Genomic DNA, 24,764 nt, shown 5'->3' on the forward strand with positions numbered 1-24,764 from the left:
AGGGGCTTAACCTGCCGGGCATCTTGGGCAACTAAAACCACGGTGGGACGCTCCGGACCGGACTCTTGAAACGAGGGGAATGACAATGAAAAGACGTGATTTTCTGAAAGCTGGCGCAACAGGAACAGTGGCGGCGGCGGCAACCACGCTGGCAGCACCGGCCATTGCGCAGGACGTGCGCCAGTGGCGCATGGTGACCGCATGGCCGAAAAACCTGCCAGGCCCGGGTGTCGCGGCCCAGATGCTTGCGGATCGCATTACTTCACTTTCCGGCGGACGCATCGAGGTCAAGCTCTTTGCAGCCGGGGAAATCGTCCCGGGCAATGGTGTGTTTGATGCCGTCGGTCAGGGAACTGCGGAACTTTACCACGCCGTGCCGGCCTACTGGGGCTCCAAGTCCAAGGGCATTCTTCTGTTCGGCTCGCAGCCTTTCGGCCTCACTGCGCCCGAGCAAGCCGGTTGGCTGATACATGGTGGCGGTCAGGCCCTTTATGACGAGATCTACGGGCGCTTCAACCTGAAGCCGTTCCTGTGCGGCAATTCCGGTCCCCAGTGGGCAGGCTGGTTCCGCAACGAGATCAACAGCGTTGATGACCTCAAGGGACTGAAGTTCCGCTCAACCGGTTTGGCGTCCGAAATGTGCTCCAAGCTTGGCATGGCAGTCCAGGCCATGAGTGGTCCGGCCATGTTCCAGGCATTACAATCCGGTGCACTTGATGCCGGTGAGTTCATCGGACCCTGGACCGACAGCGCGCTTGGCTATTACCAGATCGCCAAGAACTACTACTGGCCGGGTGTCGGTGAGCCTTCTTCCGCGGAAGAATGCGCCGTCAACCTGGAAGCCTATAACGACCTCCCGGACGATCTGAAGGGCGCCGTGTCGCACGCCTGCGCCAGCCTCTACAATGACGTTCTGACCGAGTACAACACAAAGCACGCCCAGGCCTTGACGCAGCTCGTCAATGAACATGACGTGATGGTGCGCAAGCTGCCGGACGACGTCATCGTGGCCATGGGCAACGCTGCCGGTGAGGTGATCGCGGATCTGCGGGCCAATGACGACGAGCTCGTCCAGCGGATCACGGAAAGCTTCCTCGCCTACCGCAAGCTGATGCGCGAATACATGCCATACGCCGACAACGGCCAGATGAACGCGCGTTTGCTCGACTATCAGTACGATTGATAAATCTGCTAAACCATATCCAGGGTCGGCGCTTCGGTGCCGACCCGTTTCTCGAAGACGGGATAATCTGCGCTGAATGATGCGCGGATCGGTTTTGTGGGGGCCGGACCGGAATGGAAAAAATTGCTGGCGCGTTGGAACGCGTCAATTCGGTAATAGGCAACACGCTCTGCTGGGCAGCGCTTGCCATGCTCCTGTTGCAATTCGTTATCGTGCTGCTGCGCTATGTCTTCGGCTACAGTTACATTTTCCTGGATGAAGGTGTTCTTTATTTCCACGCAGCAATCTTCATGTTGGGTGCTGGATATACGTTTCTGGTCAACGCCCACGTCCGGGTCGACATCTTCTACGCGAAATGCACCAAACGCACGCAGGCCTGGATAGACCTCTTCGGTCATCTGTTTCTGCTCACACCCGCATTGATTGTCCTTCTGTGGTTTTCCTGGCCTTATGTCCGTGGCAGCTGGGCCATTATGGAAGGCCCGATCTCCGTCGGCGGAATTCCGGCGTCATTCCTGTTGAAATCCCTCATTCCAGCCTATTGCGTCCTGCTGCTGGTTCAGGGTCTGGCCGCGCTCATTCGCGATATATTCCGCTTGAAAGAGGCAACGGAATGACCCTGCCCCTCGACCTCATCATGTTCGGCGCACTGATCGCCTTCATTCTGCTTGGCTATCCGGTCGCCTTCACGATTGCCGGCGTCGCCACGGGGTTCGCCCTGCTCGGTTGGCTGCTTGGAGATTTCAACATCCAGCTCATGGGGGCGATGGGGCAGCGTTTTTTCGGCGTCCTGACCAACCCCGTGCTCACTGCAATCCCGCTCTTCGTCTTGATGGGTGTTATTCTGGAAAAGAGCCGCATCGCAGAAGAACTCCTTGAAACGATGGGCCGCCTGTTCGGCCGCATGAATGGCGGACTCGGTGTCTCTGTTGTATTCGTCGGGGCATTGCTTGCAGCTTCCACCGGTATTGTCGGCGCGACAGTGGTCGCCATGGGTCTGATTGCGCTGCCGACCATGCTGCGCAACGGTTATGATCCCAAACTCGCCTCCGGGATGGTCTGCACCGCAGGTACGCTCGGCCAGATCATTCCACCCTCGACGCTGCTGATCATTCTGGCCGACGTCATGTCGAACGCCTTCCAGCAGGCCCAATATGCACAGGGCAAGTTTACGATCGAAACCATTTCGGTCGGTCAGACCTTTGCCGCGGCCATGGTGCCGGGCCTGCTGCTGGTCGCGGTTTATTGCGTCTATATTCTTGCCCGTGCCCGGATCTTCCCAAGCGATGCGCCGGCCATGAAGGAACATGTCGATCAACCTTCCGGCCGCGAAATTGCCGCTGCAATCGTTCCTCCCATACTTCTGATCATTGCCGTTCTCGGCTCTATCCTGGGCGGCATCGCATCCCCCAATGAGGCAGCGTCGGTCGGCGCAATAGGCGCTATCCTGCTTGCGGGTCGTCGCCTTGGTGTTTCCACCCGCCTGATCCTTCTGGCAACGGCTGCCTTACTGTTCCTGGCAGTTGCCGCAACACTTCTGCCTGTTCGGCTTCAACGGTCAGACATCACGCTCGGTGGATACATTCTGGCAGCAGTTTATGCCGGATTGGCCCTCTTCTCGCTTGGCGTTGTCCTTCGCATTCTGAAAGCTGCCTTTTCCGACGGTCTGCTGAAGGCGTCGCTATTGTCGACCCTCACCGTCACCTCAATGATTTTCGCGACTATCCTAATGGCAAGTTTCTTTTCGCTGGTCTTTGTCGGCCTCGGGGGGGAGGAGCGCGTGCATGAGATCCTCAACGAGATGCCCGGCGGCCCGAGCGGGGCGCTGATCTTTGCCATGCTCTTCGTATTCGTACTCGGCTTCTTTCTCGACTTCGTCGAAATCTCGGTCATTCTTCTGCCGGTTCTGATCCCACCCCTCATCCTCATGGGGATCGATCCGATCTGGCTGACGGTGCTGATCGCCATCAACCTGCAGACTTCGTTTCTGACACCACCTTTCGGCTTCTCCCTGTTCTACTTGAGAGGAGCCGCGCCGAAGGAAATCACGACCGGCCAGATCTATCGAGGTGTGGTGCCCTTCATCCTCCTGCAGATCCTGGCGGTCGGGATCCTCTGGATATTTCCCATCATTGCTACGTGGTTGCCACGCTCTTTGTATTAACGAGCCGGTCAGACTGCTTAACACATTGAAAAATCTTGATATCCGGCGGAACCGATTCAGTTTCGCCGGGTTCTGATTGCGCCTTGGGTTCTCTTTGGTCTCACTGCCAAAACTGTGTTTGACGCTTTCTCGATCACTTCGGTCGCATACCATTTGGTTTTTTATGCATTTTACGGTATTTTTTCCCAATAACGGGAGGAAATGCAGAAATGGACAGTTTCTGGAGCGTGTTTGGCGGGGCGTTTGGCCTTGTCTTCGCACTTGATCCGGACCTTATGGAAATCATCGGCCTGTCCATGCGGGTCACACTGACTGCTGTCTTTTTTGCCTGCCTGATCGGACTTCCTCTTGGCGCGGCCGTCGGCGCATTCCGTTTCCCGGGCCACACGCTTCTTGCCGTCAGCCTGAATGCCCTGATGGGTCTGCCACCTGTCGTCGTCGGACTGCTTGTCTACCTGCTGCTGTCGGCAGCGGGACCGCTTGGTCCGCTCAAACTGCTTTACACCCCGACCGCGATGATTGTCGCACAGATGGTTTTGGTCACTCCGATTGTAGCGGCACTGACGCGACAGCTGGTCGAGGACCTCAATCGAGAATACTCGGAACAATATGCCTCGATGGGTGTTGGTCCGATCGACCGCCTGACATCGCTTCTCTGGGATGCTCGCTACAGTCTTTTGACAGTTGCACTTGCCGGATTTGGCCGTGCTGTTGCAGAAGTCGGAGCCGTGATCATTGTCGGTGGCAACATCAATCACGTCACGCGTGTCATGACCACGACAATCGCTTTGGAAACCTCCAAGGGCAACCTGCAGCTTGCACTGGCTCTCGGCGTCATTCTTCTTCTGATCGCATTCTTCGTGAACGCCTGCGTCATGACATTGCGAGCCTCAGCTGCGAGGGCCGCTTATGCGTGACATCGCTTTCGACCTCGCCGCCGCACCATCAGCAACGATAAAATCAACGCCGCGAGATGTGCTCCTCGAGGCACGGTCGCTCGGCTTCACGGCTGGCAAAGACTCCTTGCTTAACGACGTCAATCTCAAGATCCTGCGAGGATCGCGCACCCTGATCATGGGTCCGAATGGCGCCGGAAAAAGCCTTCTCCTTCGTCTTCTGCACGGATTGCTGCAGCCTGCGTCCGGTGAGGTTCTCTGGCAGGGCGCTCCACTGACCCGTCAATCCAGGCGCTCTCAGGCGATGGTCTTTCAGCGTCCGGTTCTCTTGCGCCGTTCCGTCCTCGCCAATCTCAAATTCGCCTTGTCAGTGCGGGGATGGCGCGGCAAGGAACGCTCGGGCAAGATTGAAACGGCACTGGCCTCCGCGGGTTTGTCTCATCTCGCCCGGCGTCCCGCGCGCGTTCTTTCCGGGGGAGAACAGCAGCGTCTTGCCCTTGTCCGGGCGCTCGCCTGTGAACCGGATCTCCTGTTTCTGGACGAACCGACCGCAAACCTCGATCCGGCGTCAACCGCTGCGATCGAAGATCTTCTGATGGATGCCAGTGCGCGCGGTGTGACCATCGTGCTCGTGACCCATGATGCCGGTCAGGCAAAGCGCCTGGGAGAGGACCTGATATTTCTGCAAGACGGATCCGTTGCCGAAACAGGCTCGGTCGATCAGGTACTGAACACACCTCAGAGCGAACCGGTTCGCGCCTGGCGACAAGGCCGGCTCTATCTGGGACCCAATACCCATTCCATGCAAAACCATTCCAGGAGAATGCTTTGATCAGAAGAACATTTCTGGCGCTTACCGGCGCTGCAATCTGTTTTGCCGTCGCCTGCCAATCGGCAATTGCGGACGATAAATTTATTATTGTCCAATCAACGACTTCCACTCAGAATTCTGGCCTTTTCGACGATCTATTGCCGAAATTCAAGGACAGGACCGGGATCGAAGTCCGGGTCGTCGCTGTCGGCACGGGACAAGCAATCAGGAATGCCGCCAATGGCGACGGTGATGTCCTGTTTGTTCACTCCAAACCTTCAGAAGAAAAATTCGTTTCCGACGGCTTTGGCGTATCCCGTGCAGACGTCATGTATAACGACTTCATCATCGTCGGTCCGACGTCGGATCCCGCAAGGGTTGCCGGTTCAAGCGATGTCGTCGAGGCCCTGCAAAAGATCGCCGAGGCAAAAGCGCCCTTTGCATCGCGCGGTGACGACAGCGGCACCCACAAGGCGGAACTGCGCATGTGGAAAGCTGCCGGTGTCGACGCCGCAGCATCTTCGGGTGACTGGTACAGGGAGACCGGATCCGGCATGGGGGCAACCCTGAACACGGGAACCGGCATGGGGGCCTATATCATGACGGACCGTGCCACCTGGATTGCCTTTGGCAACAAGGCCGACCACACAATTGTTGTGGAAGGCGATCCAAAAATGTTCAACCAGTACGGTGTCATTCTGGTGAATTCGAAGGAACACCCGCACGTGAAATCGGATCTCGGTCAGACCTTCATTGACTGGCTGTTGTCAAAAGATGGCCAGGATGCCATTGCGTCATACAAGGTCGACGGACAACAGTTGTTTTTTCCAAACGCAAATGACGGATCGAGCTAACACACCTTGTCTACAACTTATGGGAATATCTTCTTATAAGCAGTTGTAAATTAACAAGTTAACTACCATATTTAAGGAAAGCGCAGACCTTCTACGTCGCGAGCGTCTGCCTTTTCAACCGCTCCCTCTTCTCCCACAAGGAGAGGGAGCATTTTTTGGAGAGTCGAAGTTAAATTCTTTTGGCTCCGCCTCAATCTCACACACGCTCCAAATCAATTCGTCCACACGGCCTAGGCAACGTCAAACTGAGCACGCGCGCAAAGATAGGCAGCGCGATCCGGCGCCTCGCACATCATGATGCTCCGCCAGGCTTCCTGTTCAGCATTGATCAATGCCAGTTCCCAGACACAGGCGATCACCGGTCGCGATACGGTGTCCATAGGCGCACTGTCACCATAGGCCTTGCGGTAAATATGCTGGCACAACACGGAACCTTGCGCCCACCAGTGCACCGCGATCGATATCCCAATGTCGCCAGGGTGAATGATTACAAAGCCCAGATCATTGCTTTCACCCATATCAGCAACCCGCTGCAGGACCTCTTCACCAACGAATTGCTTCGCGGTATGCAACATGTTGTCTGTCACTTCCTTGCCGGTTGCAAGAAGGCCATATACCTTGAAATGAAGCGGTTCGATTGCCCAGGTCCCGAGATCGGAAACTGCGCGGGGTCGATAAATTTCTGTTTGATCTGCAAGCATCAACACACTCTGCGTCATCACCCAGGTGACGGGCTATTACATTCTGACAGGTATCTAGCTGGCATCAGGGCTGGAAGCTCACTTCGCTCCGATTGATTATTCTCCCAGCCTGACGGATGAACTGCTGGTCTGTTCGGCACTGGAAAAACCCATATGTTCAAGGGTCTGGTTGGCCCCGATCGCAATCACCACGATTGCCACAAAGGCAAGAAGCATTGCTTTCATTGCGATCCTCCATCAAGTGCTTCGGCAGTCGTCGCCGTTTTCAGGAATTCGATCAGATCGTCACGATCTTCCGATTGCACAATTCGCTGCATGGGCATCTTCGATCCGGGAATGAAATGATCCGGTCCGTCCAGGAAAAGTTGATTGATCGTTTCTTCCGACCAGATGATATCAGACCCTGTCAAGGTTTCCGAATAGGGATAACCTGGCAGTGTCCCCGCCTGCCGGCCGAACACGCGATAAAGTGTCGGTCCGGCTTTGCGTCCACCATCAGTCGTCAGGGCATGGCAGATCGAACACTTGCGGGCAAACTGTCGTTCGCCGTTGGACATGTCCTCAGGTCGTCGCAAAAATTCAGGTGTCTTTTGTGCCATGGGATCGAAGGACGCGAGCTCTGCAACCGGCCATGAATAGACTATGTTCTCGATCCCACCGGCATGAAGAACCTCGCCGTCATTGGAAAAGGCCAGCGCCCAGATCGGGCCTTTCAACGCTGCCTTGAAATCCTTTTCGATGGACCAGGATTTGGTATCAAATATCGTAATGAAGCCATGACCGTCACCCGTCGCAAGCTGAGAGCCGTCAGGGCTGAGCGCCATGGCAAGAATAGGCCGCCGCTCCAGGGAGAAATCGTGCAGGCGCTCACCCGTCTTCAGGTCGACAATCCGGGTAACGCCATCCTGCGAACCATAGGCGACCCAGGACGCTCTTCCCCCGACATCGCCACCAAGCACCATCACGTTGATGCCGAAACCGTTGCGATCGACAATCCGTTTTTCCGATCTGGCGGCGAGATCCCACAATTTGAGCGATCCATCGACGGAGGCCGAATAAAGCCATCTGCCGTCGCGGGAAAACGCCACCTTGTTGACACCGGCCGTGTGCCCTTCAAGGAATTCCGGAGCACCACCATCAACCGGCCAGAGCCCGACACGGGTGTCCCAGCTCGCGCTGGCCACCAGCGCGCCGTCTGGGGAAACGGCAAGTCCTGTCACTTTGGCCGTGTGCCCCTCAAGCCGCTTCCGCATACCCTGGGGGAGGTTCCAAAGGATCAGATCATTGTCATCCCCAGCCGAAACAATATGGGTTTCGTCAACGAACTGAACGACTTTCACAGCCGCCTCGTGACCGTCGAGCCAGCGAGGTGTCCGACCGGACCAAATGCCAACGGAATTGTCAAAACTTGCCGTTGCTACAACACCGTTCGTCGGCGACACCGAGATGTCCATCACCGGACCACCATGCCCTTTGAGGGTCTGGAATTCAGCGCCGCTGCCCGCCAATCCTGACAGCACCAGAAAAAAGCCCCCCGTCAGCATAAGCGTTGTCAGCCGGGTGAGACCGTCACTGACCGAGATGGGCCGCCACCGGACGTGGTCCGGGGAACTGGATTGATGGGCAGGCATGAGCAACCCGACGCCTACTCAGCCGGAACGGCGTGTTTATCGTCAGTCCGGCGGTCGGCATCCTCGACTTCTTCTACCCAGAGACCGTGATGCTCGCGCGCCCACTGCAGCTCGACCTCGCCGCTGCCCATGGCATCATAGGCCCCTTCCATGCCGACAGAGCCGATATAAATATGCGCCAGGATCATTGCCATCATCAGGAAGGCAACAATCGAATGCCAAAGCTGCGCATATTGCATTTCCTCATGCGGAGAGAGTGCGGTCGGCAGCGTTCCCAGTCCGACCAATTGCGGTATGCCCGTTGCGTTCAGCGCCTCAAAAGTCGCCGCAAACATCGGGAAATCGAACGGGAAAAGAAGTGAGATGCCGGAGATGGAAATAGACGCACCCAGGACAATCACGCCCCAGAAGATCAGCTTCTGACCGAAATTGAATTTTCTTGCCGGTGGATGAACGCCTTTCTTGAACAGTCCGCCACCCACGGCAATCCATTTCAGATCCGTCTTGTTGGGAATGTTGTGCGCGACCCACATAACGAACACCATGACAAGGCCGAGCATAAACGCCCAGCTGACATTGTTGTGGATCCATTTGGACCCGAGCGCCATGGTCGCAAAGGTATCCTTGCCGATCAGCGGGATCAGAGCAAAACGCCCGAAAAGCGTAAGAAGACCGGTAATTGCCAACAGAATGAAACTGCCGGCGAGCAACCAGTGACCGAAACGCTCGACGGCCTTGAACCGAGTGATGGTCTGCCCGGTTTTCTGACCATCAATTCGAATACGCCCGCGTATCAGGTAAAACAGCGCCAGAAACACAAGTGTCCCAATCAGCAGATAGGCCCCGTAAGTCGCCAGCGGTCCCTTGCGCCATTCAAGCCAGCGCATACCCCCATCCTGCATCAGGACCGTTGCCGCCTTGCCGCCAGATGAAACGGTAACATCCGCGGATCCGTAGCGCAGCGCGCGCCAGAGCTCAGGATCGGACACTCCGCCCAAAGTGCCCAATTGCGAGGAAATGGAAGCTGCGGAATTCGGGTCGCCCGTGGCGTTGCGGCGGAAATTGTAATCCACTCTTTCACCACGCTGACGCCGCATGATGTCCTCAAGCGTCTGCGCACCACCCGTTGCGGACCGTTCCGTGGCTTGCCCCTGACCCTGACCTTGACCCTGACCCTGGTCTTGGGTTTTTTCCTGCGCATATCCCGGGATCAGCAGAGCAAGAAGAATGACAGACGCCAAAATCAAGCGCTTCATGGCAGGGCCTCACATTTCCAACGTGGCACGCAATCGTTTGCAACGGAAAGCTCCAGACTTCATGGGGAAAGTCATGGAAGATGGACGGGGCGGCGCAAACACCTGCTTTCGCTGGTCGGCACCGCCCCACCCCAATCGTGATTTGGCTCTCAGCCTTCAGAAGGTCGCTGTCCGGAATTCCGGACAGCGATCTGCAAAGACCCTTTAGCCACCCTTCTGACCGTATGCAGTGCCCCAACCCCAGGCGCCGGAACCGAAGCCACGGGCGACCACACGCTCACGGTAAATGGCGGACACGACGTCGCCATTGCCCGCAAGCAGTGCCTTGGTTGAACACATTTCTGCGCACAGCGGCAGCTTGCCTTCCGCAATGCGGTTGCTGCCGTATTTCGCGCGTTCAACGGTTGAGTTGTTTTCTTCAGGACCACCGGCACAGAATGTGCACTTGTCCATTTTTCCGCGCGATCCGAAATTGCCCGCTTGCGGGAATTGCGGTGCGCCGAACGGACAGGCGTAAAAGCAGTAGCCGCAGCCAATGCACAGGTCCTTGGAATGCAGAACCACGCCTTCTTCGGTCTGGTAGAAACAATCGACCGGGCACACCGCCATACAGGGGGCGTCCGAACAATGCATACAGGCCACGGAGATCGACCGTTCACCCGGCTTGCCGTCATTGATGGTCACGACACGCCGGCGATTGATCCCCCAGGGCACCTCATTTTCGTTTTTACATGCCGTAACGCAGGCATTGCACTCAATGCAGCGTTCGGCATCACAAAGGAACTTTGATCTTGCCATTGCGTATCCTCCTTACGCTGCCGAGATCTTGCAGAGAGTGGCTTTGGTCTCCTGCATCTGAGTCACCGAATCGTAGCCATAGGTTTGAGCGGTGTTACTGCTTTCACCCAGAACATAAGGATCGGCCCCCTTCGGATACTTCGACCTCTGGTCTTCACCCTGGTAATGACCTCCGAAGTGGAACGGCATGAAGGCAACACCTTCGCCGACCCGTTCGGTCACCATTGCCATGACCTTGACCTTGCCACCCTCCGGCCCTTCAACCCAGACCTGCGCACCGTCACGCACACCGAGATTGTTGGCATCCCGCGGGTTGATTTCCACGAACATGTCCTGCTGAAGCTCTGCAAGCCATGGATTCGAACGGGTCTCGTCACCACCGCCCTCATATTCCACCAGTCGGCCGGACGTCAGGATGATTGGATAATCCTTTGAGAAGTCCTGCTTCTGGATAGAGGCGTAAAGGGTCGGCAGACGGTAGAACTTCCGATCCTCATAGGTCGGATAATCCGCCACCAGATCCCTGCGGTTGGTGTAAAGCGGCTCGCGATGGAGCGGTATCGGGTCCGGGAATGTCCAGACGACGGCACGCGCCTTCGCATTGCCGAACGGTGCACAGCCATGCTTGATGGCAACCCGCTGGATCCCACCTGAAAGGTCGGTTTTCCAGTTGGTTTTCGGACCGGCAACTGCATCGATTGCAGCCCGTTCCTCATCCGTCAGGTCGCTGTCCCATCCAAGGTCCATCAGCATTTGCATGGTGAACTCGGGATAACCGTCCGGAATTTCAGAACCCGGATTGGAAACACCGTCTGCGAGCAGATTGTCCCCGTCCCGTTCAACGCCGAAGCGTGCACGGAAACACAGACCGCCTTCAGCGACAGGTTTTGACATGTCGTAAAGGTTTGGCGTTCCGGGATGCTTCATGTCGGCAGTGCCCCAACACGGCCACGGCATACCGTAATATTCGCCGTCGTTCGGACCACCGACGGCCTGAAGCGTTGTCCGGTCGAACGTGTGCTGGTTGGCCATATGCGACTTGATGCGTTCCGGTGACTGACCGGTGTAACCGATGGTCCAGAGACCCCGGTTGAACTCACGCGTGATGCTTTCGACATTCGGCGTTTCCGGATCTTCCATTTCGATATTGCGGAAGAGACGATCACCCCAGCCGAACTTGTTCGCAAACTTGGCCATGATGACTTCATCCGGCAGGCTTTCGAACAATGGGTCCACCACCTTGTCGCGCCATTGCAGAGAACGGTTCGATGCGGTTACTGAACCTCGCGTTTCGAACTGCGTGCAGGCCGGCAGCAGATAGACACCGTCGGTACGGTCGTGAAGCACCGCGGAAACCGTCGGATACGGATCGATCACGACCAGTGTATCCAGCTTTTCCATCGCCGTTTTCATTTCCGTCATGCGGGTTTGCGAGTTCGGTGCATGGCCCCACAGGACCATGGCCCGGACCGCATTCGGCTGATCGGTATTTGCCGGATCTTCAAGGACGCCGTCGATCCAGCGACTGACCGGGATACCGGTCAGGTTCATCAGGTTCTTGTCCTTGCCGTCCGCGCCCTTCACGGTTGCGAACTGAGATTTCAGCCAGTCCGGGTCTTCATCCCAGACACGCGCCCAGTGGCCCCAGGCTCCTGCACTCAGGCCGTAGTAACCCGGCAGTGTGTGACTGAGAACACCAAGATCCGTCGCACCCTGAACATTGTCGTGGCCGCGGAAGATGTTGGTGCCGCCTCCGGTCGTCCCCATGTTGCCGAGAGCAAGCTGAAGGATGCAGTAGGCGCGGGTGTTGTTGTTGCCATTGGTGTGCTGGGTTCCCCCCATGCACCAGATAACAGTGCCGGGCCGGTTGTTCGCCAGCGTACGGGCAACGCGCCTCATCTGGCTTTCCGGTGTACCAGTGACCCGCTCGACTTCGTCGGGTGTCCATTTGGCAACTTCTTCACGGATCTGGTCCATGCCCCAGACACGGGTGCGGATGAACTCCTTGTCTTCCCAGCCGTTTTCGAAAATGTGCCACAGGATACCCCAGATCAGGGCAACATCCGTTCCGGGACGGAACCGCACATATTCATCTGCATGGGCCGCTGTTCGGGTGAAGCGTGGATCACACACGATCAGCGGTGCGTTGTTCTGTTCCTTGGCACGTAGAACATGCAGCAGCGAAACCGGATGAGCTTCCGCCGGATTGCCGCCGATGATGAAAATTGCCTGGGAATTGTGAATGTCGTTGTAGCTGTTGGTCATGGCGCCGTAGCCCCATGTGTTGGCTACACCGGCAACCGTGGTCGAGTGGCAGATACGGGCCTGGTGGTCGACATTGTTGGTGCCCCAATAGGCCGCGAACTTGCGGAAAAGATAGGCCTGCTCATTGTTGTGCTTGGCCGAACCCAGCCAGTAGACACTGTCAGGACCGCTTTCTTCGCGGATCTGCATCATCTGGTCGCCGATCTCGTTGATCGCTTCATCCCAGCTGATTCTCGTCCATTCGCCGTTGACCTTTTTCATCGGGTACTTGAGTCGACGTTCGCCATGTGCATGCTCGCGCACGGATGCGCCTTTTGCGCAATGAGCGCCAAGATTGAATGGACTGTCCCAACCCGGCTCCTGACCGGTCCAGACCCCGTTCTTGACTTCCGCAATCACGGTGCAGCCGACGGAACAGTGTGTACATACCGATTTTACAAGATTGACGGCTTCATCCGTCGATTGTGCCTGGGCCTTGGTTACGGAACCGCCTGTCGCGGTGATGGCGGCCAGGCCACCTGCGGCGACACCGGATCCCTTCAGGAATGTCCGGCGGTCCACCGATTTGTGTGCAGCGTCTCTAAGGATACTTGCACCTTGGGGGCGTCGCGCAACCCCATTGGTCTTTTTCCTAAGCATATTGCCCTACCTTGCTAACATCATTTCTGATGTGGCTGGGTTTTCAGTGATCCGGTCATCGGGCGTCACGCAACCATCGACCGGGGTATTCACAGGGTCCAGTTAGAACCGGGCGCTGTCGAAATAGGCGCGCGTGTGCGCGGTGTCCTGCATCTTCGTGGATGTGGGATCTACTTCAGTCGCTTCGGCAGTGCCGGCGGCAGCGGTTGCAGCCACGGCGGCCGGAGCCGACAATGCTGCCAGTTTCAGGAAGTCCCGGCGTCCAGCCCCCTCCTTGGGCTCAGCCTTTTCGTGTCGCTTCATCTTCGCAATCCTCCTCTCCTAGCGGTGGCACAAGCCACCTAAATTGCCAGCGCAATTGTTCAGTTAGGCAGCATTTCGAAAGCTTCGCTCTCAATCTCCATGAACTGCCGCCCAAGCGATCCGATTGCTCCATAGAAAACGGAGCTTCTGCTTGTTTCCAGATCGGTGAAAAAATGAATGGCCCAGGGTTCAATATGGGCCTTGAAAAAAGACTTCTGCTCCGCAACGGAGGTTACCGAACCAAAGCGGCCTACAATCATCCCACCCATCATTTCCATGAGGGATGCGATATTGTCTTCAGGCTCGTGTTTTCCATCCGCACGCTTGATGCCGCGCCTGGCCATGTCATCACGCAGATTTGCCAGCGGCTTCTCGTTCAGGAAACCGGTCAGATAGTGGCTCGCATAAGGCAGGAGTTCTCCGCGGCCCAGACCGATAAACAAGGCGTTGAATTCCCGTTCGGCCGTTTCGGCAGAGGTAACGGAAGCAACCTTTGCCAGGGTGTTGAGCGCAGCTCCGAGCGGTGTGTCGTTTCCGTGCAAGCCTGCGACCTGAGACAGGAGCATTGCATCGGCAGGATTGACGAGTAACAGTCCAAGAAAATCGTAGAGATCAGCCCGTGCGCGATCCTCCGGATCGATCACGTATTCCGTGGCCACTGCGGACATCCGCGATATTCCTCCCTCAAACGAAGCAGTAACTTTACTTTCAGTCTTTGTTAGACTTTAGTATTAAGAATAGTCGAATCGCATACGTCGCCTCGTTTGACGAGGTTCTTCACTATCTTCAGTTAGGGCAATTTCTTGCAAGTCAAGTGAGTCAGCCCCAGCATTTCTAGACTGCACGAGATCATCACCTTCCGTCAATTGCATAGATGCTATTCTTTTTTTGCCACCATCATTGTGCGACGCGATATTTTCTTCGCACTGCAACTCGGAACTACTCTCAAACGTGCTTTCGGTCTCTACCGCCTGCACGGCACTTTTCAGCTCTTCCTGTGCGTCCTCGCCGGCGAATTGTTCCAGCATCCCCTTGCCGATCTTGTAAACGGTCTGGAGGTCCGGAATGACCGTCGCCGCATCGGTAAAATCATCGGCATAGTCGACCAACCCATCCAGGTTGGCGAGCACCGGGTTCAATCCCCATAGTCTGCGCAATGCCCGGCGGCGAAGATGATCAGGTACCTTTGCAGAAAGGAATCTGGAAAAATCATCTTCCTCACTCAGTGTCTCCGGGTCGGGCAGTTCAAGCTCGTCAAGGATTTCGGCATCGGTTTTTTGTTCCAGCTCATCGCGGTATTCCGCGTCGGCCAGCGCTTCCCGTTCCGCACGTTCAGCGTCCTCTGCATCGCGCACCGCGGCTTTTCTGCGGGACCAGAAATCCGTGCCCTTACCCTGCGATCCGCTCATCGCCCAATTCCGTTCATTGGCCAATTCCCTTCACTGTCCAACTCCCCTTACTGCAACGTGTTCTTGGGTTTACGGTTTGGCGCCCTGTAGACATCACTGAGTTGCTGGATTCTCGGATCTCCGACACCGTCCTCTATCAGGTCGATTCGCTTCTTGTCGCGTTTGCGCTTGATGAAAACCTCGTCTTCATGATGGGCTTCGACAAATTCACGGATCCACGCAATCAGTCCCGCGGGCATTGGCACTTTCTCGACCATGACGTCACTCGCATCCGCATAGTCCTGACCTTCATAGGCGGACGCGGTCAGAAGCATGACATCCATTGGCACATCGTGCTCGGTCTCTTCGGCAGGACGCATCACCACATAAAGAGACGGCACCTTGTCGGACAGCGCCGTCAGATACGCTTCCGTGTCCGCCCGGTGCAATTCAAGGCTTAACGTGGCTGCGTGATATTCAATGGCGTCGCCTTCTTCACGCAACACCGTCCAATCCGCGGGCCCTGCACCAGGCAGTAGCGAAACCGGCCGCCATGACCATTTCTGCCATCGCGTCACACCTGGCAGCCTCCTGACAACGACGCCAACCGGCATCGAGCATGTTCGCTCGCTTGTCACAGCGGATTTCTCCTCCCATCCATGGCACTCGACCAATTTGTGTATTTGTCCTACATGCTGGAGCATGTCCTACAAATTTCAACCCCCGCAGAAGTCGAACTTGACGTGGACGGACAACCGCCCTTGTTATGTCAGTCGGACATGTTGCTCTTATGAGGGGAAGATTTGAGATGCAGGTCCGGGGGGAGAGGACGCGCAAGCGATGACATACAGCAAGGTTCTGCTGTGCGATTGCCTGAAAAGTCAGACGATCGACGCGGCAGAGATTGAAGCGGCTACCGGTATTCCATGCTCGAATGTGCACACTGAACTCTGCCGGACGGAAGCAGCGATCACGGAAGAAGCGATTCGAACCGGGGGTGTTCTTATCGCCTGTGGTCAGGAAAAACAGCTCTTCGAGGAATTTGCCGCCGACCTTCAGGTGGGCGACCCTGTTACGGTCGATATCCGCGACCGGGCCGGCTGGACAGACGACGGCAAACCTCCTTTGGCGAAAATGGCGGCGCTGATCGCCGAAGCCGGCCTTCCTCAACCCGGTGAGAAAGTCGTCGACGTTGCCTCTGACGGCACGTGCCTCATTTTCGGCGATACGGAAACAGCACTTTCGGCTGCTTCACATCTGTGTGAGACACTCAGCGTCACCGTTCTCCTTGATCCGGATGCCGACTTGCCGATTGCGGAAGACAGACGCTTCGACATCGTTCGTGGAAAGGTTAAATCGGCTCAAGGCGCACTCGGACATTTCAGCCTGTCTTTCAACACCCTGCAGGAACGGATCCCTGGTGGGCGCGGCGCGTTTAACTGGACGCCCCCCCGCAGCGGCGCACGAACGGAATGCGACATTATTCTCGACTTCCGCAGAGAAGGTCCGTTGTTTCCGGCTCCTGAAAAACGGGAAGGTTATTTGCGCGTCGATCCAGGAAATTTCGAAGCCCGGACTGGGGCAATCCTGGAGGCTTCACACCTGGTCGGAACTTTCGAAAAGCCGATCTACGTCAAACTGGACCAGCAGCTATGTGCTCACTCCAGGGCTCAGAAAACCGGTTGCACACGCTGTCTCGACCTTTGCCCGACCGGTGCGATTTCACCGGTTGGCGATCATGTGGCCGTCGATACGATGGTCTGCGCCGGTTGCGGCAGCTGTTCCGCGGTCTGCCCGTCCGGTGCAATCTCCTACGATGCGCCGCCAGTTGATCACGTATTCAAACGCCTTCAGGTTTTGGCTTCAACTTGGCGCAAGCTCAGTTCCGACAGTCCCCGGCTGCTGGTTCACGACAACAAGCACGGTGCCGACTTGATCCGCCTGAGCGCGCGCTACGGCAAAGGCCTGCCGGCCGATGTTATCCCTATGGGGATGACGGCGCTCGCAAGTTTTGGCCACGCGGAAGCGCTGGCAGCCCTCGGTTGCGGCTTCGGGACAGTGACAATTCTCCTGTCGCCGGAAACGGAAAGAGACGGCTTCCCGCTTCAAGTCGATTTGGCAAACGCAATTGCCGGCGACACGCGTATCGGGTTGCTCGACATTACCGACCCAGAGCAACTGGATACTTACCTTTACACGGACATTGAACCTGTAGCGGACATTCAGCCCATACTCCCGCTCGGTTCCCGCAGGCAAATCACGCGCCTTGCTGCCAAAGCTTTGAATACCGATGACACCCGGGTTGCGCTACCGGTCGGCGCCCCCTATGGCACGGTCAATCTGGATCAGAACGCCTGCACGCTGTGCCTCTCCTGCGTTTCTCTGTGCCCTTCTGGTGCCTTGAAGGAAAACCCGGATCAGCCGCAGTTGCGCTTTCAGGAGGATGCCTGTCTTCAATGCGGGATCTGCGCAAATCTCTGCCCGGAAAATGCCCTCACCCTGGAACCACGCCTTAACTTGAGCGACGACGCCCTGACGCCTCTTGTCCTGAAGGAAGAAGAGCCGTTCTCCTGCATCGAATGCGGAAAGCCGTTTGGTGTGCGTTCAACCGTTGAGCGCTTGACGGAAAAACTCGCCGGAAATCACTCCATGTTCCAGGACAACAAGGCGGTCCGCCTCATTCAGATGTGCGACGATTGCAGGGTCAACTCGGTCTACCATTCAGAAAACAATCCGTTTGCCGGTGGTGAGCGGCCACGCGTGCGCACCACGGACGATTACATCAGCAAACGGCGTGACCATTGAATTTACTACAAGAAGATCAGTCGTACTGGATCGGGGCACCCAGATCCGCCGGTGGAATACGCGAGACGAACGCCAGTATCGCGTCAAGCTCTTCCAGTGTCAGTTCCAGGGGCACAATCGAGGGTGGACGGCTGACCGCAAACGGCTCTGTAACACCCTCGACCTGCGTGAATGATGGATGCGGGTTTAATACGAAAAACGCTTCGAATCGCGACCGCCAGTCGGAAAAGTTTCGCATGATCGCAAAGGATGGTGTTGACCCGATTGTTGTCAGCCGGGTGGTCTCGTTGACCATATGGCAGCGCCCGCAGTGGAGGACCGCCAGTTTTTCACCGGAAGCGGCGTCTCCTGAAATGATTTCAACGCTCACATCTTCAGGTTTGGCGATTGCGGCTGTGAAAACGACCTTTCCATCCGGACGAAAGGCGTCGATTGTCTTTTTGCCGACCTCTCCTGTCACCCAGTCGCGGAACCGGACCACATTCTCGTTCCCTGCATCGACGACAACGAGAACCCAATCTCTTCCGAGGCCGGAAAAGACGGACGTTCCCTTTCCGGTTGCTGAAAATCCTGCTTCGGAAGCAGCGTCCTGCGCCACGATTTCTATTCGCACCCCCGTTTTGAGTGAAAATCGGGGCAGCAAATGCTTCAAAAATCCCGAAGCGACCAGTTCATCGGGCACACTCAACCGGAACGACCGCGCATTGGCCTTGCCAGGCACGACAAATCCGGCGCTAATAACGAGCGCAAACACACAAGACATCAAAAAACGGCAGCACACGCGCTCCTCCCTCACGTTGCTGACAGATAGCGACAGGGTATGGGCGAATTCCATCAGCCGTCAATGCATCCATGTTTCATGAAGGAGAAGAAGATGAGCGACGATTTCAACATGTCGATGCGAAAATTTCTGAAACAGGTGGGTGTCACGTCCCAGCAGGCAATTGAAAATGCCGTGCGCGACGCCGGGCCTTCAGACGGAAAATCCTTCAAGGTGAAGGCCGTCATCACAATTGACGAATTGGGCCTCAAACACGAAGTCGATGGTGAGATCGAGGGGTAAGTCCAACGTGTCCTTGACGCGCGAAACCGTTCTGGAAGTTCTGAAAACAGTCTCAGACCCGACAACCGGGGAAGACATCGTCGCGTCCGGCATGATGCGGGCACTCCAATTGAGCGGAGGCTCGGTCCGCTTTGTTCTGGAAATCGACCCCAGTCGCGTCAGCAGGATGAAGGAGCTGAAAGCGGAGGCAGAACAAAAGCTTCAATCCCTTGAAGGATGCGGCGACGTTCAGATCATTCTGACATCCCATTCAGATCAGCCTTCCACAGTTTCCTCCGCCTCCCGTCAACAGCCCGTAGAGCCGCAACCCATCAAGCCCCGTCCGGCACCACCTGGCACATCCGGGCCGCAGAAGGTTCCGGGTATCGACAGGATCATTGCTATTGCCTCCGGCAAGGGAGGTGTCGGAAAATCGACAGTCGCCGCCAATCTTGCTTGTGCCCTGGCCGCGGAAGGCCGGAAGGTCGGCCTGCTGGATGCGGATGTCTATGGTCCGTCCCAGCCGAAAATGCTCGGTATTTCTGGCCGACCGACCTCTCCCGACGGCCAGATGATCCTGCCTCTGCGCAACCATGGCGTGACCATGATTTCAATCGGTCTGATGACGTCTGGTGACCAGGCGGTTGTCTGGCGCGGACCAATGCTGATGGGCGCTTTGCAGCAGATGATGTCCCAGGTGCAGTGGGGTGCGCTGGATGTGTTGATTGTCGATCTGCCCCCGGGAACCGGTGACGTGCAGATGACGCTCTGCCAGAAGTTCATTGTCGACGGAGCCATCATCGTCTCCACTCCGCAGGACGTCGCCCTTCTTGACGCCCGCAAGGGCATCGACATGTTCCAGCAGATGAATGTGCCGCTTCTGGGAATGATCGAGAACATGTCGACCCACATTTGCTCCAACTGTGGACATGAGGAACATGTATTCGGGCATGGCGGAGTTGCAGCGGAAGCGGAAAATCTTGGTGTGCCGCTTTTGGCGGAAGTACCGCTTCATCTCAATATTCGCTTGGCTGGAGATGGTGGAACTCCCATCGCGGTCAAGTCACCGGAAGCCCCTGAAGCTGATGTTTTCCGCCAACTCGCGAAAGCACTGGTCGCGGAGGGACAGGCATGAGTGCATTGCAATTCCCTCCACTTTTTCAGGGTGAACCGGTGACCGGCACTGCCGATCCCTTTGAGCGGGCCGTCGCGCTGGCGACCATGGGTACGGATCCGGGAACGGTTGTCTACAACATTTCCGGCGATACCCTTCGCGCCAGCCTGATCTTCGCACCGGAAGTTGCTCTGGAAGAAGCCATGGCAACCCTTCCGGTTTGTGGTCTTGGATTTCAGGCCGCGCTCGGTGCACTGGCTCCACCGGAAGTCGCCGTCCATCTCGAGTGGGACGGCACGGTTCGCGTAAACGGCGCTGTCTGCGGAAAAATGCAAGTGAAAGCGTCAACCGGAGACCCAAAGTCCGTACCTGATTGGCTGGTTCTCGGGCTAGACCTCAACATGACAAGTTCCGATCCCAATCCCGGCGCGACATCCGATCTGACATATCTTTCGGAAGAAGGATGTGCCGACATTACCTCGGAACAGTTGCTGGAAAGCTGGGTGCGTCATTCGCTTTACTGGATCAACCGCTGGCTCGACGAAGGTTTGCGTCCCGTTCACGCCGACTGGCGCGGACTGGTTCCGAGCCTTGGCGAACCAATAGAGATCGACGGCCAATCCGGAACCTTCGTTGGTGTCGACGAACATTTCGGCATGCTGCTTCGTTCTGAAGACGAGACCGTCCTGATCCCTCTCTCCAGCCGCCTGGAAGGATGAGCCTGATGAAACTCGCCCGCGCCGTTCATATGGATGACAGCGACCGGAACGTCTATTTCTCACCTGCAAGAACCGGCGAATGGTGTCTCTCCGGGGGCTTTGAGTTTTCCGACTGGACGGAGGCCGACCTGACAGGCAAATCCCGCCAGGCCTTCGCCAACGGCTGGCTTGGACTGGAAACTTTCGGCCGCGTCACCTTTGTGGCGATCACGCCGATTGAAGATACTGAATTCAATGAACTGATCGACCGACTGGCACAGCACTTCGTTGACATCTACGGCGCACCATCCGTCGAGGCCGCGCGGGGTGTCGCCGCCGAAGAACTGGCCTATATGGCTGAGCTCTGCGAGGAGCATGACGAAAACACTCTGCTGGCAGTTCAACGGGAATTGACAGGGGAAGGCGTCAAGGAAAGCTACAGCGCAATAGAGGCGCCGGTGGCGGAACTGGATCTCGTGGCCATGCATGGAGATCTGGAGTGAGCATGCGTCCACCGGGCTCACAAATCGGACGGCTTGCGCCCTGATGCTCGCCCGTCTAGTCTGCCCTTTAGGAGAAATTTTATGACACTCAAATTCATCGTCGTCGTGAGCAAGAGGTGCATGGACCGGTAGCGGATATCCATAACCGCCAGCCATGCGCCCCCGACCGAGTTCGGGGGCTTTTTTTTGGAAAGACTATTGCCGTGACAACCAAATCCCGGACACCCCCGCACCTATTCACGATCATCCTGCTGACAGCGTTTTCGCCCTTGTCGCTAAACATGTTTCTGCCCTCACTGGGAAACATCGCGCGTGATTTGGAAACCGATTACGCCCTCGCCAGCGTTGCGATCGCCGGCTATCTCGCAGCAACGGCCGTCATCCAGCTGATCGCCGGTCCAATGTCAGACCGCTTCGGTCGCCGACCGGTGCTGCTGGTGGCATTGACCCTTTTCACCATCGCGTCGGTTGTCTGTTCACTGGCAGAGAACATTTGGGTGTTTCTCGCCTTTCGGATGCTGCAGGGCGGCGTCTCTGCCGGCTACACGCTTTCGCTCGCCATCGTCCGCGACACGAACCCGCCCCAAAAGGCGGCAGGTCTTATCGGTTATATCAGTATGTGTATGGCCATCGCCCCAATGCTTGGCCCCGTTTTGGGTGGCATTCTGGACACTGCATTCGGATGGCGCTCGAACTTTTACGCCTATTCTCTTTGCGGAGCAGCACTTCTCCTCCTCTGCTGGATTGACCTCGGCGAAACGAGGCCAGGCCACGACACGGATCATCCGGAACAGTCCGGGACGGCGGAACATGGGACGCCATTTTCCTTGATCCGCGATCCCCGGTTTTGCGCCTATGTGCTTTGCACGGCGTTTTCGGTCGGAGCATTTTACATCTTTCTTGCCGGTGCCCCTTTGGTGGCGACAACCACCTTCGGCATTTCGACCGCTGAACTCGGGTTTTTCATCGGCAGCATTACGCTGGGTTTTTCCGCTGGCGGATTTCTCTCAGGCAGATTTGCATCAAGAGTGTCACTGACCGCGATGATGCTGACCGGACGGATCATCGCCTGTCTGGGAATGACGACAGGTCTAGCGCTCGTCTCTCTGGGTTGGGTCTCCCCGCTCATCTTCTTTGCCAGCACGATATTCGTCGGCTTCGGAAACGGCATCACCATACCCGGCAGCAACTCCGGTGCGATGTCGGTGAACCCTGCTCTTGCAGGAAGTGCCGCAGGGATGATCGGCGCCCTGACGCTTGCGGGCGGTGCCGTCCTGACCAGCCTCACCGGCCTTGCAATTGAAACCGGTGACCGACCAAAAACCGTTCTGGCCCTGATGCTGGCAAGTTCTGCAATTGGCTTTCTGGCGGCGTTTGCTGCTCACATCCTTGAGCGCAGGGAACGTTTCCGCGCAGGTGAAGCGTGGTAAATTACTTGTGAGAATTCGCTGACAATTCAGTCACAAAATCGCTATTCGCGGCAACATCGAGTTGACCACACGTTATCTCGATCATCCCTAAATAATAAGCGCAGCTAAATTCTTTGCCCAGGAAGGTAAAACGCCATGAATACGATCAGTTCGGACACGCGCCTTGTGGGGTCTTTGCCGGCAATTAACTTCAACACGCTCGGCCTCATGTTCATCTCCGGCTTCTTTGCAACCATCGCCTTCGATCTCTGGGGACAGATCGTTAGCCCGGGACTCGGCTTCGCCAACCTTTCCCCGCACGGACTGGCCCAAAGCCTTCTTGGTTCCCTCGGTTTGCCGAACAATGCCTTTGCGGGCTATTTCGTACACTTCTACGTTGTCGGCCTGATCGGTTATCCCATTGGCTGGATGTTTATTTTTGCCCCGATCTGGCAGCGCGTCGCAGGCAACACACACTGGCTCCTGCCGTCTGCAATTTACGGCTTCGGTCTTTGGGTCTTTGCCATTGGCGGCATCACGTCCCTCGCCGGTCTGCCTTTCTTCCTGAATTTCACAGGTATTGTCTGGGTCGCACTGGTCGGTCACGTGCTCTACGGCATCGTGATGGTCGCAATGCTCAAATACATCGAGCGCAACCAGTCCGCCTGACAGGAAAGAGCCAATCTTTTCTTCTTGTCCCTACCGGACGACAGACCAGACACAAAAAAAGCGCGCCAGAAGATGGCGCGCTTTTGCGTTGATCTGTCTGCTTAGACAGTTCCAGCCTGTGCCTTGTCGAAGATTTCCAGCGCGGCTTCCTTGGTCAGCTTTACCGGATTGCCACCGGCGGTCGGATCGACAATCGCCATTTCGGCAATCAGATCGCGCTTGCTATCATCAACATTCAGACCGGCCAGTGTGTGCGGAACATCCAGATCGCTGCGCAGTTTCAGGATCGTTTCCAGAACACCCTGATAACCGCCGTTGATGCCGAGGAAACCGGCCAGACGCTCGAACTTCTGCTCGATCGCCGGTTTGTTGAACTGCAGCACATACGGCATGAAAACCGCATTGGTCATACCGTGGTGAGTATCATAAAGCGACCCTACCGGGTGTGACAGCGAGTGGATTGCGCCAAGACCTTTCTGGAAGGCGACCGCCCCCATTGCGGCAGCGCTCATGAGATGGCCGCGGGCTTCCAGATCGGAACCATCGGCAGCTACCTTCGGCAGGTTTTCCAAGACCAGGCGCATACCCTCAAGCGCGATGCCTTCGGACATCGGGTGGTACATCGGCGCGGAATAGGCCTCCAGACAATGCGCCAGCGCATCCATGCCGGTACCGATGGTGATGAAGCGCGGCATGCCGACAGTCAGCTCCGGATCGCAGATGACAATCTCCGGAAGCATTTTCGGGTGAAAAATCACCTTTTTTGTGTGGGTCTCTTCATTGGTGACCACACCTGCCCGGCCCACTTCGGACCCTGTTCCGGCTGTGGTCGGCACTGCCACGATCGGCGCGATGCCATCCGGATCGGCACGCGTCCACCAGTCGCCTATATCCTCAAAATCCCAGATCGGGCGCGTCTGACCTGCCATGAAGGCAACCAGCTTGCCCGCATCAAGACCGGACCCGCCACCAAATGCGATCACACCGTCATGACCGCCGGCTTTGAAAGCCTCAACGCCCGCAGCAATGTTGCTGTCGACCGGGTTCGGTTTGACGTCGGAAAAAACCGCAGCCGAAAGTCCAGCCGCATCCAGGCTGGCAATTGCATCGGCAACCATCGGCAGGCCGGCCAGACCCGGATCTGTCACCAGCAGCGGATTGGACATGCCGGTCGCCTTGACGGCATCCGGCAATTCTTTGATCCGACCGACACCGAAACGGACAGAAGTCGGATAGGACCAGTTTACAGAAGGAAGTGAGCTCATTTGCACATCAAACTCAAGAGATCTAAGGGACCGCGTCAATGCTCAACGCGGAAGTGGAACGATTTCGGCTGCGTCAGATTGTGGAAGCCGATTTCGGAGAGGGCAGCGCCTTTTCCGGTGTCCTTGACGCCGGTCCAGACCAGGGCCGGATCGAGATAGTCACACCGGTTCATGAAAACGGTGCCGGTCTCGACCTTGTCGCCGATTTCGGACGCAGCGATGACATCTTCCGTCCAGATGGACGCGGTCAGACCGTAGGGGCTGTCATTCCTGAATTGCAGCGCTTCCTCGTCGTCCTTCACCTTCATGATGCCGACAACCGGGCCGAAGCTTTCTTCGCGCATCACGGACATCTGGTGATTGACGTCCG

26 protein-coding genes are annotated in these 24,764 nt (G+C 56.8%); 13 read left to right on the plus strand and 13 right to left on the minus strand.

Annotated elements, in window-relative coordinates; all coding sequences use genetic code 11:
* Positions 1-85 precede the first annotated feature (85 nt).
* The 6 genes from K5905_RS03775 to K5905_RS03800 all read left to right on the plus strand — a co-directional run bounded on the left by K5905_RS03775 (position 86) and on the right by K5905_RS03800 (position 5,908).
* Positions 86-1,183 carry a TRAP transporter substrate-binding protein gene (locus K5905_RS03775; RefSeq protein WP_297580459.1) on the plus strand — a complete coding sequence of 366 codons (1,098 nt, stop codon included), beginning with the start codon at positions 86-88 and terminating at the stop codon, positions 1,181-1,183.
* Positions 1,184-1,296: 113 nt separating this feature from the next.
* A complete protein-coding gene (locus K5905_RS03780) occupies positions 1,297-1,800 on the plus strand; it encodes a TRAP transporter small permease subunit (protein WP_297580461.1) in 504 nt (167 codons plus the stop codon).
* Positions 1,797-3,347 (plus strand): TRAP transporter large permease subunit, encoded by a 1,551-nt coding sequence (locus tag K5905_RS03785; RefSeq protein ID WP_297580463.1) that lies wholly within the window; start codon positions 1,797-1,799, stop codon positions 3,345-3,347. Before K5905_RS03780 ends, K5905_RS03785 begins: the two co-directional genes overlap by 4 nt.
* 209 nt (positions 3,348-3,556) lie before the next feature.
* Complete coding sequence (locus tag K5905_RS03790; protein WP_297580465.1) at positions 3,557-4,264, plus strand: ABC transporter permease; 708 nt, start codon at positions 3,557-3,559, stop codon at positions 4,262-4,264.
* Entirely contained in the window at positions 4,257-5,075 is an 819-nt protein-coding gene (locus tag K5905_RS03795; protein ID WP_297580466.1) for an ATP-binding cassette domain-containing protein, read from the plus strand. The genes K5905_RS03790 and K5905_RS03795 overlap by 8 nt, the downstream gene beginning before the upstream one ends.
* Before the next feature lie 35 nt (positions 5,076-5,110).
* Positions 5,111-5,908: a substrate-binding domain-containing protein gene (locus K5905_RS03800; protein ID WP_297580502.1), complete on the plus strand. Its 798-nt coding sequence runs from the start codon at positions 5,111-5,113 to the stop codon at positions 5,906-5,908.
* 230 nt (positions 5,909-6,138) lie between these two features.
* Here K5905_RS03800 and K5905_RS03805 read toward each other — a convergent pair whose 3' ends face one another.
* The 10 genes from K5905_RS03805 to K5905_RS03850 form a co-directional block, all read right to left on the minus strand.
* Positions 6,139-6,609: a hypothetical protein gene (locus K5905_RS03805; protein WP_297580468.1), complete on the minus strand. Its 471-nt coding sequence runs from the start codon at positions 6,607-6,609 to the stop codon at positions 6,139-6,141.
* 96 nt (positions 6,610-6,705) lie between these two features.
* Positions 6,706-6,834, minus strand: coding sequence for a hypothetical protein (locus tag K5905_RS03810; RefSeq protein WP_297580470.1), 129 nt, complete (start codon positions 6,832-6,834; stop codon positions 6,706-6,708).
* Entirely contained in the window at positions 6,831-8,240 is a 1,410-nt protein-coding gene (locus tag K5905_RS03815; RefSeq protein WP_297580472.1) for a c-type cytochrome, read from the minus strand. The genes K5905_RS03810 and K5905_RS03815 overlap by 4 nt, the downstream gene beginning before the upstream one ends.
* A 14-nt stretch (positions 8,241-8,254) precedes the next feature.
* On the minus strand, positions 8,255-9,496 hold the full coding sequence (locus tag K5905_RS03820; RefSeq protein ID WP_297580474.1) for a formate dehydrogenase subunit gamma: 1,242 nt from the start codon (positions 9,494-9,496) through the stop codon (positions 8,255-8,257).
* 204 nt (positions 9,497-9,700) lie between these two features.
* On the minus strand, positions 9,701-10,294 hold the full coding sequence (gene fdh3B, locus K5905_RS03825; RefSeq protein WP_297580476.1) for a formate dehydrogenase FDH3 subunit beta: 594 nt from the start codon (positions 10,292-10,294) through the stop codon (positions 9,701-9,703).
* A 12-nt stretch (positions 10,295-10,306) separates the two neighbouring features.
* A complete protein-coding gene (locus tag K5905_RS03830; RefSeq protein ID WP_297580478.1) occupies positions 10,307-13,198 on the minus strand; it encodes a molybdopterin-dependent oxidoreductase in 2,892 nt (963 codons plus the stop codon).
* Between the two features lie 102 nt (positions 13,199-13,300).
* A complete protein-coding gene (locus K5905_RS03835) occupies positions 13,301-13,501 on the minus strand; it encodes a twin-arginine translocation pathway signal protein (RefSeq protein WP_297580480.1) in 201 nt (66 codons plus the stop codon).
* 59 nt (positions 13,502-13,560) lie between these two features.
* Positions 13,561-14,169, minus strand: a complete 609-nt coding sequence (locus tag K5905_RS03840) for a molecular chaperone (RefSeq protein ID WP_297580482.1) — start codon at positions 14,167-14,169, stop codon at positions 13,561-13,563.
* A 63-nt stretch (positions 14,170-14,232) separates the two neighbouring features.
* Entirely contained in the window at positions 14,233-14,910 is a 678-nt protein-coding gene (locus K5905_RS03845) for a DUF3306 domain-containing protein (RefSeq protein ID WP_297580483.1), read from the minus strand.
* 47 nt (positions 14,911-14,957) lie between these two features.
* On the minus strand, positions 14,958-15,503 hold the full coding sequence (locus K5905_RS03850; RefSeq protein ID WP_297580504.1) for a DUF3305 domain-containing protein: 546 nt from the start codon (positions 15,501-15,503) through the stop codon (positions 14,958-14,960).
* A gap of 226 nt (positions 15,504-15,729) precedes the next feature.
* Between K5905_RS03850 and K5905_RS03855 the strand changes: the two genes are divergently transcribed.
* On the plus strand, positions 15,730-17,694 hold the full coding sequence (locus tag K5905_RS03855) for a 4Fe-4S binding protein (protein WP_297580484.1): 1,965 nt from the start codon (positions 15,730-15,732) through the stop codon (positions 17,692-17,694).
* A gap of 16 nt (positions 17,695-17,710) precedes the next feature.
* On the opposite strand, the gene K5905_RS03860 is transcribed toward K5905_RS03855, so the two are convergent.
* Complete coding sequence (locus K5905_RS03860; RefSeq protein WP_297580506.1) at positions 17,711-18,457, minus strand: hypothetical protein; 747 nt, start codon at positions 18,455-18,457, stop codon at positions 17,711-17,713.
* A 111-nt stretch (positions 18,458-18,568) separates the two neighbouring features.
* Between K5905_RS03860 and K5905_RS03865 the strand changes: the two genes are divergently transcribed.
* From K5905_RS03865 to K5905_RS03890, 6 genes are all read left to right on the plus strand, one after another.
* A complete protein-coding gene (locus tag K5905_RS03865; protein ID WP_297580485.1) occupies positions 18,569-18,757 on the plus strand; it encodes a DUF6494 family protein in 189 nt (62 codons plus the stop codon).
* 7 nt (positions 18,758-18,764) lie between these two features.
* Positions 18,765-19,871 (plus strand): Mrp/NBP35 family ATP-binding protein, encoded by a 1,107-nt coding sequence (locus tag K5905_RS03870; RefSeq protein WP_297580487.1) that lies wholly within the window; start codon positions 18,765-18,767, stop codon positions 19,869-19,871.
* On the plus strand, positions 19,868-20,569 hold the full coding sequence (locus K5905_RS03875) for a biotin/lipoate--protein ligase family protein (RefSeq protein ID WP_297580489.1): 702 nt from the start codon (positions 19,868-19,870) through the stop codon (positions 20,567-20,569). The genes K5905_RS03870 and K5905_RS03875 overlap by 4 nt, the downstream gene beginning before the upstream one ends.
* A gap of 5 nt (positions 20,570-20,574) precedes the next feature.
* Entirely contained in the window at positions 20,575-21,051 is a 477-nt protein-coding gene (locus K5905_RS03880; RefSeq protein WP_297580491.1) for a DUF6505 family protein, read from the plus strand.
* Between the two features lie 203 nt (positions 21,052-21,254).
* Complete coding sequence (locus K5905_RS03885; protein WP_297580493.1) at positions 21,255-22,481, plus strand: multidrug effflux MFS transporter; 1,227 nt, start codon at positions 21,255-21,257, stop codon at positions 22,479-22,481.
* A gap of 135 nt (positions 22,482-22,616) precedes the next feature.
* On the plus strand, positions 22,617-23,129 hold the full coding sequence (locus K5905_RS03890) for a hypothetical protein (RefSeq protein ID WP_297580495.1): 513 nt from the start codon (positions 22,617-22,619) through the stop codon (positions 23,127-23,129).
* A 101-nt stretch (positions 23,130-23,230) separates the two neighbouring features.
* Here the strand turns inward: K5905_RS03890 and K5905_RS03895 are convergent, their stop codons facing one another.
* Complete coding sequence (locus tag K5905_RS03895) at positions 23,231-24,394, minus strand: iron-containing alcohol dehydrogenase (RefSeq protein ID WP_297580497.1); 1,164 nt, start codon at positions 24,392-24,394, stop codon at positions 23,231-23,233.
* Between the two features lie 35 nt (positions 24,395-24,429).
* On the minus strand, positions 24,430-24,764 hold a 335-nt coding region (locus K5905_RS03900; RefSeq protein ID WP_297580499.1), incomplete at its 5' end, for an aldehyde dehydrogenase family protein.

The organism is Roseibium sp. (genome assembly GCF_025698965.1).
Lineage (GTDB): Bacteria > Pseudomonadota > Alphaproteobacteria > Rhizobiales > Stappiaceae > Roseibium.

Bases quoted from the DNA above. Each gene is read 5' to 3' on its own strand.
- K5905_RS03780 (WP_297580461.1), top strand. From the start codon at position 1,297: ATGGAAAAAATTGCTGGCGCGTTGGAACGCGTCAATTCGGTAATAGGC.
- K5905_RS03835 (WP_297580480.1), bottom strand. From the start codon at position 13,501: ATGAAGCGACACGAAAAGGCTGAGCCCAAGGAGGGGGCTGGACGCCGG.
- K5905_RS03790 (WP_297580465.1), top strand. From the start codon at position 3,557: ATGGACAGTTTCTGGAGCGTGTTTGGCGGGGCGTTTGGCCTTGTCTTC.
- K5905_RS03880 (WP_297580491.1), top strand. From the start codon at position 20,575: ATGAAACTCGCCCGCGCCGTTCATATGGATGACAGCGACCGGAACGTC.
- K5905_RS03820 (WP_297580474.1), bottom strand. From the start codon at position 9,496: ATGAAGCGCTTGATTTTGGCGTCTGTCATTCTTCTTGCTCTGCTGATC.
- K5905_RS03830 (WP_297580478.1), bottom strand. From the start codon at position 13,198: ATGCTTAGGAAAAAGACCAATGGGGTTGCGCGACGCCCCCAAGGTGCA.
- K5905_RS03850 (WP_297580504.1), bottom strand. From the start codon at position 15,503: ATGCCGGTTGGCGTCGTTGTCAGGAGGCTGCCAGGTGTGACGCGATGG.
- K5905_RS03840 (WP_297580482.1), bottom strand. From the start codon at position 14,169: ATGTCCGCAGTGGCCACGGAATACGTGATCGATCCGGAGGATCGCGCA.
- K5905_RS03845 (WP_297580483.1), bottom strand. From the start codon at position 14,910: ATGAGCGGATCGCAGGGTAAGGGCACGGATTTCTGGTCCCGCAGAAAA.
- K5905_RS03810 (WP_297580470.1), bottom strand. From the start codon at position 6,834: ATGAAAGCAATGCTTCTTGCCTTTGTGGCAATCGTGGTGATTGCGATC.
- K5905_RS03795 (WP_297580466.1), top strand. From the start codon at position 4,257: ATGCGTGACATCGCTTTCGACCTCGCCGCCGCACCATCAGCAACGATA.
- K5905_RS03890 (WP_297580495.1), top strand. From the start codon at position 22,617: ATGAATACGATCAGTTCGGACACGCGCCTTGTGGGGTCTTTGCCGGCA.
- K5905_RS03785 (WP_297580463.1), top strand. From the start codon at position 1,797: ATGACCCTGCCCCTCGACCTCATCATGTTCGGCGCACTGATCGCCTTC.
- K5905_RS03805 (WP_297580468.1), bottom strand. From the start codon at position 6,609: ATGCTTGCAGATCAAACAGAAATTTATCGACCCCGCGCAGTTTCCGAT.
- K5905_RS03815 (WP_297580472.1), bottom strand. From the start codon at position 8,240: ATGCCTGCCCATCAATCCAGTTCCCCGGACCACGTCCGGTGGCGGCCC.
- K5905_RS03895 (WP_297580497.1), bottom strand. From the start codon at position 24,394: ATGAGCTCACTTCCTTCTGTAAACTGGTCCTATCCGACTTCTGTCCGT.
- K5905_RS03775 (WP_297580459.1), top strand. From the start codon at position 86: ATGAAAAGACGTGATTTTCTGAAAGCTGGCGCAACAGGAACAGTGGCG.
- K5905_RS03865 (WP_297580485.1), top strand. From the start codon at position 18,569: ATGAGCGACGATTTCAACATGTCGATGCGAAAATTTCTGAAACAGGTG.
- K5905_RS03875 (WP_297580489.1), top strand. From the start codon at position 19,868: ATGAGTGCATTGCAATTCCCTCCACTTTTTCAGGGTGAACCGGTGACC.
- fdh3B (WP_297580476.1), bottom strand. From the start codon at position 10,294: ATGGCAAGATCAAAGTTCCTTTGTGATGCCGAACGCTGCATTGAGTGC.
- K5905_RS03855 (WP_297580484.1), top strand. From the start codon at position 15,730: ATGACATACAGCAAGGTTCTGCTGTGCGATTGCCTGAAAAGTCAGACG.
- K5905_RS03860 (WP_297580506.1), bottom strand. From the start codon at position 18,457: ATGTCTTGTGTGTTTGCGCTCGTTATTAGCGCCGGATTTGTCGTGCCT.